Annotated in this window: 21 protein-coding genes; 9 read left to right on the top strand and 12 right to left on the bottom strand. The window is 63.9% G+C overall.

Annotation, left to right across the window (positions count from 1 at the left end; all coding sequences use genetic code 11):
• Window positions 1–86 precede the first annotated feature (86 nt).
• From HAQ05_RS14565 to HAQ05_RS14535, 7 genes are all read right to left on the bottom strand, one after another.
• A complete protein-coding gene (locus HAQ05_RS14565; RefSeq protein ID WP_190421779.1) occupies window positions 87–575 on the bottom strand; it encodes a disulfide bond formation protein B in 489 nt (162 codons plus the stop codon).
• Between the two features lie 112 nt (window positions 576–687).
• Window positions 688–1,932, bottom strand: a complete 1,245-nt coding sequence (locus HAQ05_RS14560; protein WP_190421777.1) for a heme biosynthesis HemY N-terminal domain-containing protein — start codon at window positions 1,930–1,932, stop codon at window positions 688–690.
• Complete coding sequence (locus HAQ05_RS14555; RefSeq protein WP_190421776.1) at window positions 1,929–3,023, bottom strand: uroporphyrinogen-III C-methyltransferase; 1,095 nt, start codon at window positions 3,021–3,023, stop codon at window positions 1,929–1,931. Before HAQ05_RS14555 ends, HAQ05_RS14560 begins: the two co-directional genes overlap by 4 nt.
• Before the next feature lie 26 nt (window positions 3,024–3,049).
• Entirely contained in the window at window positions 3,050–3,811 is a 762-nt protein-coding gene (locus tag HAQ05_RS14550) for a uroporphyrinogen-III synthase (RefSeq protein WP_190421775.1), read from the bottom strand.
• Entirely contained in the window at window positions 3,808–4,749 is a 942-nt protein-coding gene (gene hemC, locus HAQ05_RS14545) for a hydroxymethylbilane synthase (RefSeq protein ID WP_190421774.1), read from the bottom strand. The genes HAQ05_RS14550 and hemC overlap by 4 nt, the downstream gene beginning before the upstream one ends.
• A 70-nt stretch (window positions 4,750–4,819) precedes the next feature.
• Window positions 4,820–5,569 carry a LytR/AlgR family response regulator transcription factor gene (locus HAQ05_RS14540; protein ID WP_190421773.1) on the bottom strand — a complete coding sequence of 250 codons (750 nt, stop codon included), beginning with the start codon at window positions 5,567–5,569 and terminating at the stop codon, window positions 4,820–4,822.
• Window positions 5,566–6,639: a sensor histidine kinase gene (locus tag HAQ05_RS14535; protein ID WP_190421772.1), complete on the bottom strand. Its 1,074-nt coding sequence runs from the start codon at window positions 6,637–6,639 to the stop codon at window positions 5,566–5,568. Before HAQ05_RS14535 ends, HAQ05_RS14540 begins: the two co-directional genes overlap by 4 nt.
• Before the next feature lie 122 nt (window positions 6,640–6,761).
• Here HAQ05_RS14535 and argH point away from each other — a divergent pair, with 122 nt between their 5' ends.
• The 3 genes from argH (at window position 6,762) to HAQ05_RS14520 (ending at window position 8,832) form a co-directional block, all read left to right on the top strand.
• Window positions 6,762–8,162: an argininosuccinate lyase gene (gene argH, locus HAQ05_RS14530; protein ID WP_190421771.1), complete on the top strand. Its 1,401-nt coding sequence runs from the start codon at window positions 6,762–6,764 to the stop codon at window positions 8,160–8,162.
• 55 nt (window positions 8,163–8,217) lie between these two features.
• Window positions 8,218–8,493, top strand: coding sequence for a hypothetical protein (locus tag HAQ05_RS14525; protein ID WP_190421770.1), 276 nt, complete (start codon window positions 8,218–8,220; stop codon window positions 8,491–8,493).
• A 93-nt stretch (window positions 8,494–8,586) separates the two neighbouring features.
• Entirely contained in the window at window positions 8,587–8,832 is a 246-nt protein-coding gene (locus tag HAQ05_RS14520; protein WP_190421769.1) for a TIGR02647 family protein, read from the top strand.
• A 140-nt stretch (window positions 8,833–8,972) separates the two neighbouring features.
• On the opposite strand, the gene HAQ05_RS14515 is transcribed toward HAQ05_RS14520, so the two are convergent.
• Both HAQ05_RS14515 and cyaY read right to left on the bottom strand, forming a co-directional pair.
• On the bottom strand, window positions 8,973–9,185 hold the full coding sequence (locus HAQ05_RS14515; protein ID WP_190421768.1) for a DUF1289 domain-containing protein: 213 nt from the start codon (window positions 9,183–9,185) through the stop codon (window positions 8,973–8,975).
• Window positions 9,163–9,507, bottom strand: coding sequence for an iron donor protein CyaY (gene cyaY, locus HAQ05_RS14510; protein ID WP_190421766.1), 345 nt, complete (start codon window positions 9,505–9,507; stop codon window positions 9,163–9,165). The genes HAQ05_RS14515 and cyaY overlap by 23 nt, the downstream gene beginning before the upstream one ends.
• 166 nt (window positions 9,508–9,673) lie before the next feature.
• On the opposite strand from cyaY, the gene lptM reads away from it, so the two are divergent.
• From lptM to HAQ05_RS14480, 6 genes are read left to right on the top strand one after another with little or no spacing between them, the layout of a single operon-like run.
• Entirely contained in the window at window positions 9,674–9,823 is a 150-nt protein-coding gene (gene lptM / locus HAQ05_RS14505; protein ID WP_190421763.1) for an LPS translocon maturation chaperone LptM, read from the top strand.
• Window positions 9,824–9,834: 11 nt separating this feature from the next.
• Complete coding sequence (lysA, locus tag HAQ05_RS14500) at window positions 9,835–11,082, top strand: diaminopimelate decarboxylase (RefSeq protein WP_190421762.1); 1,248 nt, start codon at window positions 9,835–9,837, stop codon at window positions 11,080–11,082.
• 4 nt (window positions 11,083–11,086) lie between these two features.
• A complete protein-coding gene (gene dapF / locus HAQ05_RS14495) occupies window positions 11,087–11,917 on the top strand; it encodes a diaminopimelate epimerase (RefSeq protein ID WP_190421761.1) in 831 nt (276 codons plus the stop codon).
• A 13-nt stretch (window positions 11,918–11,930) separates the two neighbouring features.
• Window positions 11,931–12,659, top strand: coding sequence for a DUF484 family protein (locus HAQ05_RS14490; protein ID WP_190421760.1), 729 nt, complete (start codon window positions 11,931–11,933; stop codon window positions 12,657–12,659).
• A gap of 2 nt (window positions 12,660–12,661) precedes the next feature.
• Window positions 12,662–13,561, top strand: a complete 900-nt coding sequence (gene xerC, locus HAQ05_RS14485) for a tyrosine recombinase XerC (RefSeq protein WP_190421759.1) — start codon at window positions 12,662–12,664, stop codon at window positions 13,559–13,561.
• On the top strand, window positions 13,558–14,259 hold the full coding sequence (locus HAQ05_RS14480; RefSeq protein ID WP_190421758.1) for an HAD family hydrolase: 702 nt from the start codon (window positions 13,558–13,560) through the stop codon (window positions 14,257–14,259). Before xerC ends, HAQ05_RS14480 begins: the two co-directional genes overlap by 4 nt.
• Window positions 14,260–14,330: 71 nt before the next feature.
• Here HAQ05_RS14480 and sutA read toward each other — a convergent pair whose 3' ends face one another.
• The 3 genes from sutA to HAQ05_RS14465 form a co-directional block, all read right to left on the bottom strand.
• Window positions 14,331–14,657, bottom strand: coding sequence for a transcriptional regulator SutA (gene sutA / locus HAQ05_RS14475; protein ID WP_190421757.1), 327 nt, complete (start codon window positions 14,655–14,657; stop codon window positions 14,331–14,333).
• Between the two features lie 99 nt (window positions 14,658–14,756).
• On the bottom strand, window positions 14,757–15,182 hold the full coding sequence (locus HAQ05_RS14470) for a secondary thiamine-phosphate synthase enzyme YjbQ (RefSeq protein WP_190421756.1): 426 nt from the start codon (window positions 15,180–15,182) through the stop codon (window positions 14,757–14,759).
• A 208-nt stretch (window positions 15,183–15,390) separates the two neighbouring features.
• Complete coding sequence (locus HAQ05_RS14465) at window positions 15,391–16,725, bottom strand: ammonium transporter (RefSeq protein ID WP_190421754.1); 1,335 nt, start codon at window positions 16,723–16,725, stop codon at window positions 15,391–15,393.
• Between the last annotated feature and the right edge of the window lies 1 nt (window position 16,726).

The following is a 16,726-nucleotide window of genomic DNA, read 5'->3' as shown; positions in this document are numbered from 1 at the left end:
GATGCGAGAGTATGCCCGCCGCGCGGCGCCTTCAAGCGATGCACCGCATAAAGTTCATACGCCCGTTTGATTCCACCAAGGTGCCATTAACGGCGAAACAACGGGTAAATGGCCAGGGCCCCGAGCATGCAAAAACTCAGCAGGCTCCACTCTGGCAAGGTCAGCCCCAATAGCGACCAATTCACGATACCGCAGTCGGGCGTGCCAAGCACGTAAACCTTTGCGGCTGCATACCCGGTAGAGGGTGTGAAAACGTGTTCGGCATTGAGAAAGTCCAACGCCTGCGCCGGGTCCAAATGGGCCTGCAACCATAATTGGCGCAGCGCTGAGCCGGCACCGAGCAGGCATAAACCGAGATTGCCCAATGCATAGGCGCGCGCGCCTCGCCTGGCCGGGGCGTGCAATGCGGCGATAAGGCTGACCACGGCGATGGCGGCCAGCAGGGCTCGCTGTACGTTGCACAGCGGGCATGGCGGCAGGTATGCCCAGCGCTGCAGGGAACAGGCCGCGGCCAATGCACCCAGGCAGATCAACGAAGCGGTCAGGAACGACAAGCGCACGGGTGCCGACAACATTGGGGCGGTCCTAGGAGCCGAAGAACAAGGGGGTCAACGGTAGTGGAAAGCCTCCCAGGCTTTCAAGCCGGCCTTCTGCAGAGCTGTCTGATTTCTTCGCTGCCCGCCACGATTACCCCGCTGACCGGTGGCCGGCCGGCAGGGGAAGGGCGAGCAAGCGTTCGTCGAGCAGGCCCAGGCCTTCTTGGAAAAGCTGGTTGCTACGCTCCGTATCCCCCAAGCGCCCCAACAAGCGAGCAAGTTCAGCGCAAGCCTCTGGGTCACGTTGCTGGCGCAGGCTCGCTTCGAAGTAATCTCGCGCCTTACCCCACAGGCTGTTCTGTAGGCTCAGCCGCCCCAGGGTCAACAGCAGCCCCGGGTCGTCGCCGTGCTGCTGGAGCCAGCCTTCGGCCGCCTGTAATTGCTTGAGTGGGTCGTTCGCGCGTACCAGGCCGTAAAGCCGCGCCAAGTGGCTGTCGTATTGGCGCTTGAGCGCACCGCGCAACACCTCTTCGGCCTGCGCCGAGGCACCGATGCGGCGTAACTGCTCGGCGTAAGCCAGCACCAGGGCGGGTTCCTGGCGCTGCGCGGCACTCAATTGTTGCCAGGCAGCATCCAGCTCCGCACGCCCGGTATCGCCGCCGCTACCGGCCGCCGCCAATACCAGGCCTTCGCGCCACGCCTGCTGCTCGAGGCTGGCTAAGTCCGCGGCGGGTAGCGCCTTGTGATGGCGCAGGTCGGGCATCAGCCGGATCAACGCGGCCCAGTCGCCCTGTTGCAGGTGCAGCCGGTAGAGTTGGCGCAGCACTTGAAGGTTCTTCGGGAAGCGCTCGCGCATCACGCCGAGGGTTTCCCGGGCCCCGGCGGCATCGCCCCGGTCAAGTTGCAACTGCGCATGGTTCAGTGCAATTGCAAGCTCAGCCTGGGGTTGGCGCTCCAGTGCGCGCTCGAGCAACGCGTCGCACTCATCAGCGTGGCCCTGTTCGTTGGCCGCTCGCGCAGCGCCCAAATAGTAAAACAAGGGGTAGCGCTCGGCTTCCGCGGCGATTCGCAGGTGGCGCTGCGCGCTGCTCCAGCGGCCTTCGGCCAAGTCGACCTGGCCCTGCCCGACCGCGGCCTCGATACGCCGGCGCCGGTTACGCCGCGACCACGGGTTTACGACCCGGGTCGAGGTCAACAGCAGCCGCAGCAGCCCGACCACCAATAGCACCACCAGCCCGATCGCCAGCACGGCAGCCAATGTCGACCATAGCCCGGATTCGTAGCGGAACACATGGGGGTAATCGATCAGGATATACCCCGGGTGCTTGGCGATGCCGAGCCCAAGCACCAGCGCCAACAGCACGGCAACGAAGATGATCGTGTAAAGGCGTTTCATGGCGCGCCCCCCTCACGCGGTGCGGCAGGCTCCGGCGTGTGGCGCTGTGAAAGGTAGGCGTGCAGGGCATTGATGCTGGCGGTTAGGTCGGGCACTTGCACTTCTACGGGTTTGGCTTTGAGCGCCAGCAGTTGCTCACGCAGTTGCCGGGCCTGCACGTTGTCGGGGTTGAAGCTACTGGTGAGTATGTCCAGGGCTTGGTCGAGGGCTTTTTCGTAGACGGTTTTCTGGCCGTTGAGGGCGGCCCATTGGGCCTGCTGCAAGCCCAGGTTCAGCGCCAGGCGAACCTCGGCCAGGCTTTGCCCGGCGAGCAATGGGCGCAGGTTATCGTCCGGGTTGAAATCGACCCGGAAAAACTCCGAGATCTTGCGCCAGTACAGGCGCCAGTGCACCCAGCTGTCATCGCTGGCCGGGGTGGGCGCGTCAGCGTTCTGTGCCTGGAATTGCGGGGCCAGTACCGAAAGCTGCCCGGCCTGGTCGCGCAAAGCGGCCAACTGCAGGAACAGCCCGGTGCGGTCGGGTTGTTCCACGCTACCGAGCGCAGCCAGCGCGCGGGCCAATTGTTCACGGGTGGCGAAGGCGGCCGGGTCGTCTTGCTCGCGCAGAATTTGGTCGGCACCCTCGACCAACGCTTGGGCGCTGGTGATGTCCTGCAGCGCCGAAAGCCTCAAGCTGGCCAGGCGCAGCAAGTGTTCGGCTTCGGCCAGGCGCCAATCCTGGCGGCTAGCACCCAGCACGGTTTCGAGGCGTTGGCTCAGGCGCTGCTGATCGCCTTGCAGCTCGGCAACCAGCCGCCGCCGCTGTTCGAGTTCTTGCGGCAGCGGAAACTGTGACAGGCGCGCATCAAGCTGCTGTTCTGTTTGCTTGAGGGCCTGCGACTGTGCACTGAGCGTGTCGATCTGGCTGGACTGCCGTTGGTGGCTAGCCGTGAGGGTACGCAGTTGCCACACGCCCCAACCGGCCACCGCCACGCCGAGGGCGGCGACCAGCAACGCGACGGCGGCCAGGCCCTTGCCGGGCCGACTGGGCTTGGCTTCAGCCGCTGGCGTGGGGGGTACGGGTTGTTGCGGCGGCAGTTCTTTTTCGCTCACGTCAGAATCCTTTGTCTAGGGCAGCCTCAAGGTGCCGCGCTCACTGCCAGGCGCTCGGCCAACGCGGCCGTACCGGCCCCGGCACACACGAACACATGCCGTGCACCGGCAGCCTTGGCAAGCCCGGCCACGCGCTCACTCGGCACGAACAACGCAAGCCGGGCCAATGCCGGCCAATGCTCGGCCGCTACAGCACGCAAATGCTCGAACCCCTGCCCACTGCTGACCACCAGCGCATTCAGGCGTTCCGCTTGTATACGTTGCAGCAGCGCCGCCCCTTCCAGGGCTGGGCAGGCACGTCGGTAAAGTTCGAGATAATCAACGCTGGCACCGTGACTGTGCAAGCCTTTGGCCAATACTTCGCGGCCGCCCTGCCCGCGCACGATCAGCACCCTGCCAGCCGAGCGGGCCAGGCGGGCGTGTAAGGCTGGCATGGCCAGCAGGGCTTCGCTGTCTTCGCCGCTGGCAGGCCACAGCGCGTCGATACCCTGCTCCTGCAGCACCGCCGCGGTGCCGGCGCCCACCGCAAACACCGGCTCGGCTGGCGGGCGCCGGCCGGTGGCGGCAAGCCTGGCAAGCAATAGCCGGGCTGCCGGCTGGCTCACCACCAGCAATGCCCGGTACGTGCCCAATTGCGACAACTGCGCCTGCTGCTCGGGCGTTTCGGCCAACGGCTCGATGGCCACCAACGGCAGTACCGCGGCGTGATACCCCAAGCGCCTCAATTCGCAGGCCTGTGTGTCGGCACCGGGTAGCGCACGGGTTATCAACAGCCGCCAGTCGCTCACGTGTCGGGGGCCTGCGCATAAACTGCCGCGAGGATTTCACCCGCCCCCTGCGCCAACAGCGCCTCGGCCACGCGCACCCCGAGTGATTCTGCCTCACCGCGCGGCGCCCGTGCCTCGGCCTGTAGCAACGGGCCGCCGGCCGGGTTGCCGACCATGCCGCGCAGCCAGAGCTGTTCGCCCTCAAGCTCGGCATAACAGGCGATGGGCACCTGGCAGCCGCCATTGAGGCGTTTGTTCATGGCCCGCTCAGCGCGCACACGCACCGCTGTGGCGTCGTGATGCAAGGGTGCCAGCAAAGCATGGATTGCATCATCCCCGGCCCGGCATTCGATGCCGACCGCGCCTTGCCCACCGGCGGGCAAACTGTGCTCGAGCGCCAGGCTGGCGCGGATGCGGCCTGCCAAGCCCAGGCGAATCAGGCCAGCGGCGGCAAGGATGATGGCGTCGTATTCACCAGCATCGAGCTTGGCCAGGCGCGTATTCACGTTGCCACGCAAAAAATGTACGGCCAAATCCGGCCGCCGCGCCAGCAACTGCGCTTGCCGGCGCAGGCTTGAGGTGCCTACCACGCTGCCGGCTGGAAGGGTGTCGAGGCTGTCGAAGCGGTTGGACACGAACGCGTCACGCGGGTCCTCACGCTCGCAAATGCAGAACAACCCCAGGCCGTCGGGGAAGTCCATCGGCACATCTTTCATCGAGTGAACGGCAATGTCTGCGTCGCCTTCGAGCAGGGCGGATTCCAGTTCTTTTACGAACAAACCCTTGCCACCGATCTTCGACAGGGGGGAATCCAGCAGCTTGTCGGCACGGCTGACCATCGGCACCAAGCTTACCTGTAAGCCGGGGTGAGCCTGTTCCAAGTGCGCTTTGACATACTCGGCCTGCCATAAGGCCAAGGCACTTTTACGAGTAGCAATGCGAATAAGGCGTGAAGGCATGGGGCGATCCGTAGGGGTAAATACCCGCGATCATACCAGTTCACACTGCCTCGCAAGGGCCCGCGACCTTTTATAGCACCTGCATTATCTTGCGCACGCCGGCCACATGGCGGCGGCTCACGATCAACGCATCGCTGGGCGGCAGCCCATCCAAGTAAAGCTGGAAGTGCCCCAGCGGCGTGCGCTGCAGCCGCTCGATACGTGCGCGCGCCACCAGCGCGTTGCGGTGAATCCGCACGAAGCGATCGCCGAACTCGTCTTCCAGGGCCTTCAACGGCTCGTCGAGCAACACTTCGCCGCCCACGTGGCGCAGGGTCACGTACTTGTGGTCGGCGATAAAATAAATCACCTGGTCGAGCGGGATAAGCTCGATACCCTTGCGGGTACGCGCGCTGATGTGGGTGCGCGGGCCGCTGCCCCGTTCGGCGGCGGGGCGGGTCAAGGCCGCCAGTTGCACGCGGTTGGGCCGCTCTGCTTTTTTTAGCGCATCGGACAAATCTTGCTGGCTCACAGGCTTGACCAGATAACCCACAGCGCTGACCTGGAAGGCATCCACGGCAAATTCATCGTGGGCGGTGCAGAACACCACCGCCGGTGGCGCTTCACGTTCGCAGAGGCGCGCGGCCACCTGCAGGCCGTCCAGGCCTGGCATGCGGATGTCGAGCAAGACGACATCCGGCTTGAGGTTGTCTATGAGCGTCAGGGCCTCATCGCCATTGGAGGCGCCGGGCTCCAGTACGCTATACCCGTCCAGGCTGCTGACCATCCGGGTCAACCGCTCACGGGCCAGGGGTTCGTCATCAACGATCAGGACATTCATAAAGGGCCGGATTCCTGCGTGAGTCTCGCACATGGGTAGCGTAGACAAGTGGAGTGACGACCGTCACGGCGTTCGACGGTGAGACTGGCGCGAGGGCCAAAAAGTGCCCCGAGCCTAGCTTCGATGTTCGCCAGCGCCTGCCGCGTGCCGCTGGCAACCGGCCCAGCCGAGGCTTCGTCATACGGGTTACTGACGCTCAATACGAACACCCCCCTGTGGTAACTGGCTTCGATACTGACCTGCCCGCCCTCTTTGCGCGGAGCGATCCCATGGATCAACGCATTCTCCAGCAGTGGCTGAAGAGTCAATTGAGGTATCGGCACATCATCGGGTACTTCGTCGATCCTCCATTCCAACTGTAGACGCTCGCCGAGCCGATAATGCTCAATCGATAAATATCGTTTCGCCAACGCCAGCTCATCAGCCCAGCCAACCACGCTGCCGGGGGCCTGCAAACTGGCCCGGAACAGGCTGGAGAGGTCCAGTACGGCCTGCTCGGCCTTGGCGGGGGCAAGCACCACAAGGCTGGCGATACTGTTGAGGCTGTTGAATAAAAAATGCGGTTTGATCCTGGCCTGCAAGGCTTCGAGGCGCGCCTTGAGCTCAGCCTGTTGCTGCAGCCGCCATTGGTTTTGCAAATAAAAGTAGCGCAACAGCAAGGCCGACATGATCAACGCAATCAAACCGTGGCGCAGGTAACGGTAGGCGCCCTCGGCCGGGCCAGGCCCACTGAGATGGTAGTGGTCGGTCAACGCCGTTCCCGCCAGTGCCAGCGCCACCACCAGCAAGCAACAAAGTATGCCGGCCGTGCCGGGGTGCAAACGGGCAAGCCAAGGGCGTAGCTGGCATAAAAGGGCTGCACTGAGCAGCACGATCCACTGTACGAACAGCGACGCCAAGGCCAACCGAACCCAATCGAAGCCGGCCACCATCGGCTCTGCCAGCACCAGTACCAGCACCAGCAGCTCGGCCAACAGCACCAGCATCAGCAGGGCTTGTGGCTCGCATAACTGCGGCAGGAAAAACTCCTGGGGCAAAACCCGCCGTGCCGCCTCACCACGTTTTCCCATGGGGTGTCCTGAATCAGCAGTGCCTATTGTAGTGTCCCAAGCGCATGGCGCTTAGCCGCCAGGCCGGGCAACCCTGCTATGATGGCGGGCGTTTCCGTCCGATGCCCTCAACGAGCCTTGCCATGAGCCTTGAAAAGACCAACCAGTCCTGGGGCGGCCGCTTCAGCGAACCTGTAGACGCTTTCGTAGCCCGCTTCACCGCCTCGGTCGACTTCGACCGCCGCCTGTATCGCCATGACATCATGGGTTCGATCGCCCACGCCAGCATGCTCGCCAGCGTCGGCGTACTGACCGATGCCGAGCGCGACAGTATCGTCCAGGGCCTGGAAACCATCCAGGCCGAAATCGAAGCCGGGCAATTCGAATGGCGCGTGGAACTGGAAGACGTGCACATGAACATCGAGGCTCGCCTGACCGACCGCATCGGCGTGACCGGCAAAAAGCTGCACACCGGACGCAGCCGCAACGACCAGGTCGCCACCGACATCCGCCTGTGGCTGCGCGATGAAATCGACTTGATCCTCAGCGAAATCACCCGCTTGCAGCGGGGCCTGCTTGAAGTCGCCGAGCGCGAAGCGGCGACCATCATGCCGGGGTTCACCCACCTGCAAACCGCCCAGCCGGTCACGTTCGGCCATCACCTGATGGCCTGGTTCGAAATGCTGAGCCGCGACCATGAGCGCTTGGTTGACTGCCGCAAGCGTACCAACCGCCTGCCCCTGGGCAGCGCGGCGCTGGCCGGCACCACCTACCCCATCGACCGCGAAATCACCTGCGCGCTGCTGGGCTTCGAAGCGGTGGGCGGCAATTCGCTGGACAGCGTATCGGACCGCGACTTCGCCATCGAATTCTGTGCCGCCGCCAGCGTGGCGATGATGCACCTGTCGCGGTTTTCCGAAGAGCTGGTGCTGTGGACCAGCGCGCAATTTCAATTCATCGACCTGCCTGACCGCTTCTGCACCGGCAGTTCGATCATGCCGCAAAAGAAAAACCCCGACGTGCCCGAGCTGGTACGCGGCAAAAGTGGCCGAGTGTTCGGCGCCCTGGTCGGCCTTTTGACCTTGATGAAGGGCCAGCCGCTGGCCTACAACAAGGACAACCAAGAAGACAAAGAGCCACTGTTCGACGCGGCCGACACTTTGCGCGACTCACTGCGGGCCTTCGCCGACATGGTGCCGGCCATCAAGCCGCGCCCCCAAGCAATGCGCGAAGCTGCCTTGCGCGGGTTCTCTACCGCCACGGACCTGGCCGACTACCTGGTGCGCAAGGGCCTGCCGTTTCGCGACTGCCACGAAATCGTCGGCCATGCGGTCAAGTACGGAGTAGAAAGCGGCAAGGACTTGGCCGAGATGAACCTGGAAGAGTTGCGCCGCTTCAGCGACAAGATCGACCAGGACGTGTTCGAGGTGCTGACCTTGGAAGGCTCGGTCAACGCCCGTGACCATATCGGGGGCACAGCCCCGGCGCAAGTGCAGGCCGCGGTGATTCGCGGCCAGGCGCTGTTGGCCGCCCGCAGCGCCTGATGAAAACGGCCGGGGTAGCTGCCCCGGCGCCTTCCCCGCCCCAAAGGACCGCCGCATGAGCAGCGAAACCCCCGATGCCGACGAAGACTTCGCCGAAGCCACCTTGACCCAGGCCATCGAGAACCAGATCGAAAGCGGCGAGCCGCCGGCCGCCCTGGCGACGTACAACAAACTGACCCTGGTCGGCTACGAACGTGAAGACATCCTGAACCTCATGGCCCATGTCCTGGCCATGGAAATCGACGCGATGCTCGAACAAGACCGCCCCTTCGACGGCCCCTGGTATGAAAGCGCCTTGCGCACCTTGCCAGAGCTGCCGCAAGCACGCTAAAAAGCAGGCTACACTGGGGGCAGGTGGGGTGTTTCATCGGCGCGCCAAGTGCTGAACCACCCCGCTGGCCCAACAACAAAACCAGGAGCCGCCATGACGCTTGCACCAGACCTGCTTGCCGAATTCGAAATCATCTCCATGTTCAACCTCGCCAACACGCTAGAAGGCCTGAAGGTCCACCAGGATGCCGGCAACCGCCTGATCGACGCGGCCCAGCGCCTGCATGCCAAGGGCCTGACCAGCCAGCCCGATGGTGGCTACCTTACCTCGTTGGGCCTTGAGGCCGCCGAGCACGCCCAAGGGCTTTTAACCATCCTGGCCGAACGGCAGGCGGCATGATGCGGGGCGCCTTGCAGCAGGCAATACCGTTGCTGCATACGGGCCTTTGCCTACTCCAGGCCGGCAACCAGCAGGCGCTGATAGGCACGGGGTAGTGCGCTACACAGCCCGCCCCAAGCGGGCCATGGCCGGCGCCGCGTTCAGGCCGGCGCTTGCCGGCGGGCCTCGGCCAACGCGCAGATCTCACGGCGGCGCTCGTCACTGGCGGCGCGCCATTCGCGGATATGCTCCACGTGGCGCAGGCAGCCCAAGCAGTAGCGGGCTTCGTCGAGCCGGCAAAGGCTCACGCACGGCGACTTCACCGCCGGGCTCACGTTGCTGTAAAGGGGTTTAGCGCGGGCCATCGATCTCATCGAACTCCAACTCGGCGCCGGCTTGCTCCTGGACGATGCGCACGAGCATTTCGCCGAGCAATTCGTCGCTGGAATCGCACATCCACCGTTGGCTGCCATCGTCGTAATCGAAATGAAACCCACCGGAACGGGCCGCCAACCACAGTTGGCGCAGCGCAGGCTGGCGGCTGAAGATGAGTTGGCTGGCGTTTTCGAAGCGCACGGTCAACACACCGCCGGCGTTTTCTACGTCTACATCCAGGTCGCTGTTGTCGAAAACGTCTTCCAGGGCTTGGTGGGTTTCATCTACCAGGTCATGGAAGCGGGCTTCGCTCAAACTCATGTATCCACCTCGGTTGTTGGCACCAGCGCGGCAATGTACGAGCCACGCGGGCCGAATGCAAAGACTATCGCCAGCAAGGCCGCCGAGCGGGCGCCCATTTATTAGGCAACCACGCGGTGCGCCGGTATACTCGGGCGCAATTGCCGGTTTATACAAAGGATTTCCCATGAAGCGCCTGATCGCCTCATTCGCTGCGCTACTTGCCGTTGCCTGCTTGGTGTCTGCCTGCGGCCAAAAAGGCCCGTTGTACCTTCCCGACGATAGCAAAAGCCCGAACGGCGAGCACGGCTCGCATTCGCGCTCGCATTCGTCCTGAAGAGGCGCGCCATGAACGCATTCAACTACCGCGACGGCGAACTGTTCGCGGAAGGCGTAGCGCTCTCGGCCGTCGCCGAGCGTTTCGGCACGCCCACCTACGTCTACTCTCGCGCCCATATCGAACAACAGTACCACAGCTACACCGAGGCCCTGGCCGGCATGGAGCACATGGTGTGCTTCGCGGTGAAGGCCAACTCGAACCTGGCCGTGTTGAACCTGCTTGCGCGCCTGGGCGCAGGCTTCGATATCGTGTCGGGCGGCGAACTGGAGCGCGTGCTGGCCGCCGGCGGGCGGGCCGAGCGCGTGGTGTTCTCCGGCGTGGGCAAAACCCGCGCCGACATGCGCCGCGCGCTAGAAGTCGGCGTGCACTGCTTCAACGTCGAATCCGCCAATGAACTGGAGCGCCTGGCGCAAGTGGCCGCCGAAATGGGCGTGCGCGCGCCCGTGTCGCTGCGCGTTAACCCCGACGTGGATGCCGGCACCCACCCGTACATCTCTACCGGGCTCAAGGAAAACAAATTCGGCGTGTCCATCGCCGAAGCCGAAGCGGTGTACGTGCGTGCTGCGCAACTGGCGAGCCTGGACATCATCGGCGTAGACTGCCACATCGGTTCGCAATTGACCTCGCTGGCACCTTTCATCGATGCCCTGGACCGCCTGCTGCTGCTGGTCGACCGCCTGGCCGCCTGCGGCATCCACCTCAAGCACCTGGACCTCGGCGGCGGCTTGGGCGTGCGCTACCGTAACGAACAGCCGCCGCTGGCAGGCGATTACATCCAAGCCATCCGCCAACGCCTCGAAGGCCGCGACCTTGCGCTGGTGTTCGAGCCGGGCCGCTACATCGTCGCCAACGCTGGCGTGCTGCTGACCCGGGTCGAATACCTCAAGCACACCGAACACAAGAACTTCGCAATCGTCGACGCGGCCATGAACGATCTCATCCGCCCGGCGCTATACCAAGCCTGGATGGACGTGACCGCAGTCGTTCCGCGCCAGGGCCAGGCCAAGGCCTACGACCTGGTGGGCCCGATCTGCGAAACCGGCGATTTTCTCGCCAAAGACCGCGAACTGTCACTCGAAGAAGGCGACCTGCTGGCAGTACATTCGGCCGGCGCCTATGGTTTTGTCATGAGCTCGAACTACAACACCCGCGGGCGCTGCGCCGAAGTGCTGGTAGACGGTGAGCATGCGTTCGAAGTGCGCCGCCGCGAAACCGTGGCTGAACTGTATGCCGGCGAAAGCCTATTGCCGGAGTGAACACATGCTGCTGCGTTTTACCAAGATGCACGGCCTGGGCAATGACTTCATGGTTCTGGACCTTGTCAGCCAACACGCGCATATCACCCCCAAGCACGCGCGCCAATGGGGCGACCGCAACACGGGGGTAGGCTTCGACCAACTGTTGCTCGTCGAAGCGCCGAGCAACCCGGACGTAGACTTTCGCTATCGCATTTTCAATGCCGACGGCTCGGAGGTCGAACAATGCGGCAATGGTGCGCGTTGCTTTGCCCGCTTCGTGCTCGATAAGCGGCTAACCGCCAAGCGGCAGATCCGCGTAGAAACCAAGGGCGGCATCATCGAGCTGCACGTGCAAAATGATGGCCAGGTACGGGTGAACATGGGCCCACCACGCTTCGTACCCGAGCAGGTTCCCTTTCAGGCCCCTGAACAGGCGTTGAGCTATGCCCTGGAGGTCGATGGCCAACGGCTGGACATCGCCGCGCTGTCGATGGGCAACCCGCACGCCGTGACCCGGGTCGATAACGTCGACACCGCCCCGGTGCGGGAGCTGGGGCCGAAAATCGAGCACCACCCGCGCTTCCCGCAGCGCGTCAATGCCGGGTTTTTGCAGGTGCTGGACCGCCAGCATGGCAAGCTGCGGGTGTGGGAGCGCGGCGCCGGGGAAACCCTGGCCTGCGGCACCGGCGCCTGCGCGGCGGCGGTGGCGGCCATCGCCCAAGGCTGGATGGACTCCCCGGTGGAGCTGGAGCTGCCCGGTGGCAAACTCACCCTGGAATGGGCAGGCCCCGACGCGCCGGTATTGATGACGGGCCCGGCCGCACGGGTTTTCGAAGGCCAAGTACGTTTATGAGCGAGTACACCCCATGACCGATAAGCCCCGAGGCTCCGCACGCCAGCCCGCTGAAGACGGTACGCCGCCGGTACCGGGGGCTGAAACGGTCGAACAGTACCTGCAAGCGCATCCGGACTTTTTCGTTGGCCGCGAAGAACTTCTGGCCCAACTGCGCATTCCCCACCAGCGCGGCGACACGGTGTCGCTGGTGGAGCACCAGCTCAAGCTGTTGCGCGAACGCAATATCGACCTGCGAACGCGCCTGGGCCAGTTGATGGACGTGGCGCGCGACAACGACCGCCTGTTCAACAAAACCCGCCGGCTGATCCTTGCGCTGCTCGACGCGGCCAACCTCGAAGAGGTGGTAATGGGCGTCGAAGACAGCCTGCGCCAGGAATTCAAGGTGCCCTATGTGGCGTTGATCCTGTTCAGCGACTTACCTACCCCAGTGGGCCGCTCGCTACCCCTGAGCGAGGCCCAGCAAGCGATCGGTAGCCTATTGGGCGAAGGTAAAGCGGTGAGCGGTACGTTGCGGGCCCATGAGCTGGCTTTCCTGTTCGGCGAGGCGCAGCACCAGGAGGTTGCCTCTACTGCCTTGGTACCGCTGATGCACCATGGCCTGCATGGCATCCTCGCCATCGGTAGCCGCGACCCGCACCATTACAAAGGCGCCGTGGGCACCTTGTTTTTGAGCTATATCGGCGAAGTGCTAGGGCGCGTGCTGCCGCGCTTTGCCCCGAACCTGCGCTCGGTACGCTGAGCATGCAGGCGTGGTTGAACGCCTACTGCGCCTACCTGCGCAGCGAGCGCCAGGCGTCGGCCCATACCGAAGCCGCCTACCGCCGCGACCTGGGCAAGCTCATCGCGCAGTGCGAACACGCCAAAATCGAGCACTGGGAGCAACTGACCACCGCCCAGTTGCGCCGTATCATCGCCCGCCTGCACCAACAGGGGCAGGCCCCCCGCAGCCTCGCCCGGTTGTTGTCTTCCATACGCGGCCTTTATCGCTGGGCCAACCGAGAAGGGCTATGCCCACACAACCCGGCAGTGGGCCTGAGTGCGCCGAAGGGCGAGCGCAAACTGCCCAGGGTGCTGGATGCCGACCGTGCGCAGCAGTTGCTCGACGGCGCGGTGGAAAACGACTTCCTGGCGCGGCGCAACCAGGCCATTCTCGAACTGTTCTATTCGTGCGGCATGCGCCTGTCGGAGCTGTGCGGCCTGGACCTGGACGGCCTCGACCTGGCCGCCGGCCTGGTGCAGGTGGTGGGCAAGGGCAACAAGCACCGTGTGCTGCCAGTCGGGCGAAAGGCCCGCGAGGCACTGCAAGCGTGGCTGCAATTACGCGGCGCGGCCAGCCCAGCGGACCGCGCGCTGTTCGTGAGCCAGCGCGGTCGGCGGCTGGGGGTGCGCGGGGTGCAGTTCGTGGTGGGCAAGGCCGGCGCCCAAGCGCTCGGGCAGCACCTGCACCCACACATGCTTCGCCATTCGTTCGCCAGCCACTTGCTCGAATCGTCGCAAGACCTGCGCGCCGTGCAAGAGCTGCTCGGCCATGCGGACATTTCCACCACGCAGATTTATACCCACCTGGACTTCCAGCACCTGGCCACCGTTTACGACCAGGCCCACCCGCGCGCCCGGCGCAACAAGGAGCGAGAAGGATGAGCATCGATCTGATCACCTTCGACCTGGACGATACGCTCTGGGATACTGCCCCGGTGATCGAAAATGCCGAAATGGTGCTGCGCGAATGGCTGGCCGCACACGCACCGAAGATCGGCCCGTTCCCGCCGCAAGCATTGTTCGCCATCCGCCAACGGCTGGTGGAGGCCGAGCCGGGGCTTAAGCACCGCATCAGCGAATTGCGCCGCCGCGTGCTGTTCCATGGGCTGCATGAAGCGGGCTACGCCGAGAGCGAAGCCCAGGACCTGGCCGAGCGCAGCTTCGAAGTGTTCTTGCACGCCCGCCATCAGGTCGATTTTTTCCCCGAGGTTCACCCTACCCTGGAACTGTTGGCGCAGCGTTATCGGCTGGCGGCGGTGACCAATGGCAACGCCGACGTACGCCGTATGGGGGTGGCCGATTATTTCAGCTTCGCCTTGTGTGCCGAAGACGTGGGCATTGGCAAACCGCACCCGCGGCCGTTCGAAGAGGCCCTGCGGCGTGCCGGCACCGACGCCTCACACGCAGTGCATGTGGGCGACAACCCTAACGATGACATCGCCGGCGCCCAGCAGGCCGGCTTACGCGCCGTGTGGTACAACCCACGGCGCTGCCCATGGGAAGGCGGCGCCGCACCGGATGCGCAAATTGCCAGCCTGGCTGAATTGCCTGCGCTGCTCAGGCGTTGGGAAACCCCCTGATTCACCGGTGAGAAAGCCCGCAGCGACGGCGGGCGAGTGGGTGGCCCCAGAAGAACTGGCGCGTGAATGTTTCAGATGGGGCGGCTACCATATTTGTTATCGGGCTTCTTGGGCGGGTCGGCGACCACATTCGGCTCGACCTCCTGGATGGTACCGCCCCTGGCCAAATACTCCTCCATGGCCCTGGCCAGGGCATCGCGCTCTTTCTGCTTAGCTTCAAGGCTGGGCATCTCGTCGACAGTGACCGCAGCCTTCTTGCCCTTGCCCGCGGGCGTAGGCGCATCGCCGTCGTCAGCGCTGTCTTCGACGGAGACGTCTTCGGCCGCTACTTCCAAGCCGTCATCCGTGTCTTCTTCGCCTACTTCGAGGTCGTCTTGTTCCAGATCATCGTCGCTCATTGTCATACCTCATGACTCGCCAAAGCAGAGTATTTATAGACCAAGCACGCTTGAGATAAAGCACGCCTAAAAAAATTCATATCCCGTGGGGATCAGCGGTCACCCCAGCTCCCCCGACAACGTCGCCAGCACCCGCCGGGCACCGCCATGGTCACGGTGCTCGCCAAGGTAAATGCCTTGCCAGGTGCCCACTGCCAGCCGCCCCGCGTTGACCGGCACGGTCAACTGGCAGCCGAGCAAGCTGGCCTTGAAATGGGCTGGGAGGTCGTCATCGCCTTCGTCGTTGTGCTCGAACCCAGGCTGCCCTTCGGGCACCAAACGGTTGAAGAACCGTTCGAAGTCCCGGCGTACGGCAGGGTCGGCATTTTCGTTGACCGTCAACGATGCAGACGTGTGCTGTAACCACAGGTGCAGCAAACCGATACGGCAGCTTCGCACCTGCGGCAACGCTGCAAGAAGCTCGTCGGTCACCAGATGAAAGCCCCGCGCGCGCGGCTTAAGGGTAATGGTCGTTTGCTGCCACATGGCTTTCTCCCCTCTCTGGGGGCGCATTCTAGCGCGCTCCAGAAAAAAGCAAAGTGCTTGATCTCAAGGTAAAAAATCCTACGTTTTATACGGAATTGGACCCAGCGGTAGCTACGCCCGGCCCCTGCGAAGCGCGGTCACTCAAGCACTGACAAAACGTAGATAAAAAAATGCCCGGCAAGCCGGGCATTTTTTCGCGAGCGGGCAGTTACAGGTTGTAACCGCGCTCGTTGTGTTGCGCCAGGTCCAGGCCAATCGATTCTTCTTCGTCGGTGGCACGCAGGCCCATCACCATATCCAGCACCTTCAGGATGATGAAGGTGACGATAGCGGTGTAGATCACGGTAAAGCCTACCCCCTTGGCTTGCACCCACAGCTGCGCGGCGATGTCGGTAACGGTGCCGAAGCCGCCCAGCGAAGGCGCGGCGAACACGCCCGTGAGCAGTGCACCGAGGATACCGCCAATACCGTGCACGCCGAAGGCGTCCAGCGAGTCATCGTAGCCCAGCTTGCGCTTGAGGGTGGTCGCGCAGAAGAAGCACACCACACCGGCGGCCAGACCAATGATCAGCGCGCCCATCGGGCCTACGGTACCAGCGGCCGGGGTGATGGCCACGAGGCCCGCGACCACACCCGAGGCGATGCCCAGGGCGCTCGGCTTACCGTGGGTGATCCACTCGGCGAACATCCAGCCCAAGGCAGCAGCGGCGGTAGCGATTTGGGTGACCAGCATGGCCATGCCCGCGGTGCCGTTGGCAGCCGCCGCGGAGCCTGCGTTGAAGCCGAACCAGCCCACCCACAACATACCCGCGCCCACCAGCGTGTAACCCAGGTTGTGCGGTGCCATCGGGGTGCTTGGGTAGCCCTTGCGCTTGCCCAATACCAGGCAGGCAACCAAGCCAGCGACACCCGCGTTGATGTGCACCACGGTGCCGCCGGCGAAGTCCAGCACGCCCCAGTCCCACAACAAACCACCGTTACCGCTCCACACCATGTGGGCGATCGGCGCGTACACCAGGGTGAACCACACGCCCATGAATACCAGCATGGCCGAGAACTTCATGCGTTCAGCGAACGCACCGACGATCAGGGCCGGGGTGATGATGGCGAAGGTCATCTGGAAGGTCACGAACACCGCTTCGGGGAACAACGCGGTGGGCGAGGTGATGCTGTCTGGTGTAACGCCCGCCAGGAATGCCTTGGCCAGGCTGCCGACGAAGGAGTTGACGTTGATCACGCCCTGCTCCATGCCGGTGGTGTCGAAGGCCATCGAGTAGCCGTAAACGAACCACAGGATAGAGATCAGGCCGGTGATGGCGAAGCATTGCATCATCACCGAAAGGATGTTCTTGGAGCGCACCATCCCGCCGTAAAACAGCGCGAGACCCGGTATGGTCATGAACAGTACGAGCGCGGTGGAGGTCAACATCCAGGCGGTGTCGCCAGAGTTGAGCACCGGCGCCGCGGCCTCGTCGGCCATGGCCAGGCCTGGCATTACGAGGGACAACAGGGCTCCTAGCCCTGCGAACTGACGCAGAGTCATA

The organism is Pseudomonas typographi (genome assembly GCF_014694385.1).
Taxonomy (GTDB): Bacteria; Pseudomonadota; Gammaproteobacteria; order Pseudomonadales; family Pseudomonadaceae; genus Aquipseudomonas; species Aquipseudomonas typographi.
The sequence above is the reverse complement of the archived record's forward strand: the minus strand, read 5'-3'. Positions and strand labels throughout refer to the sequence as shown.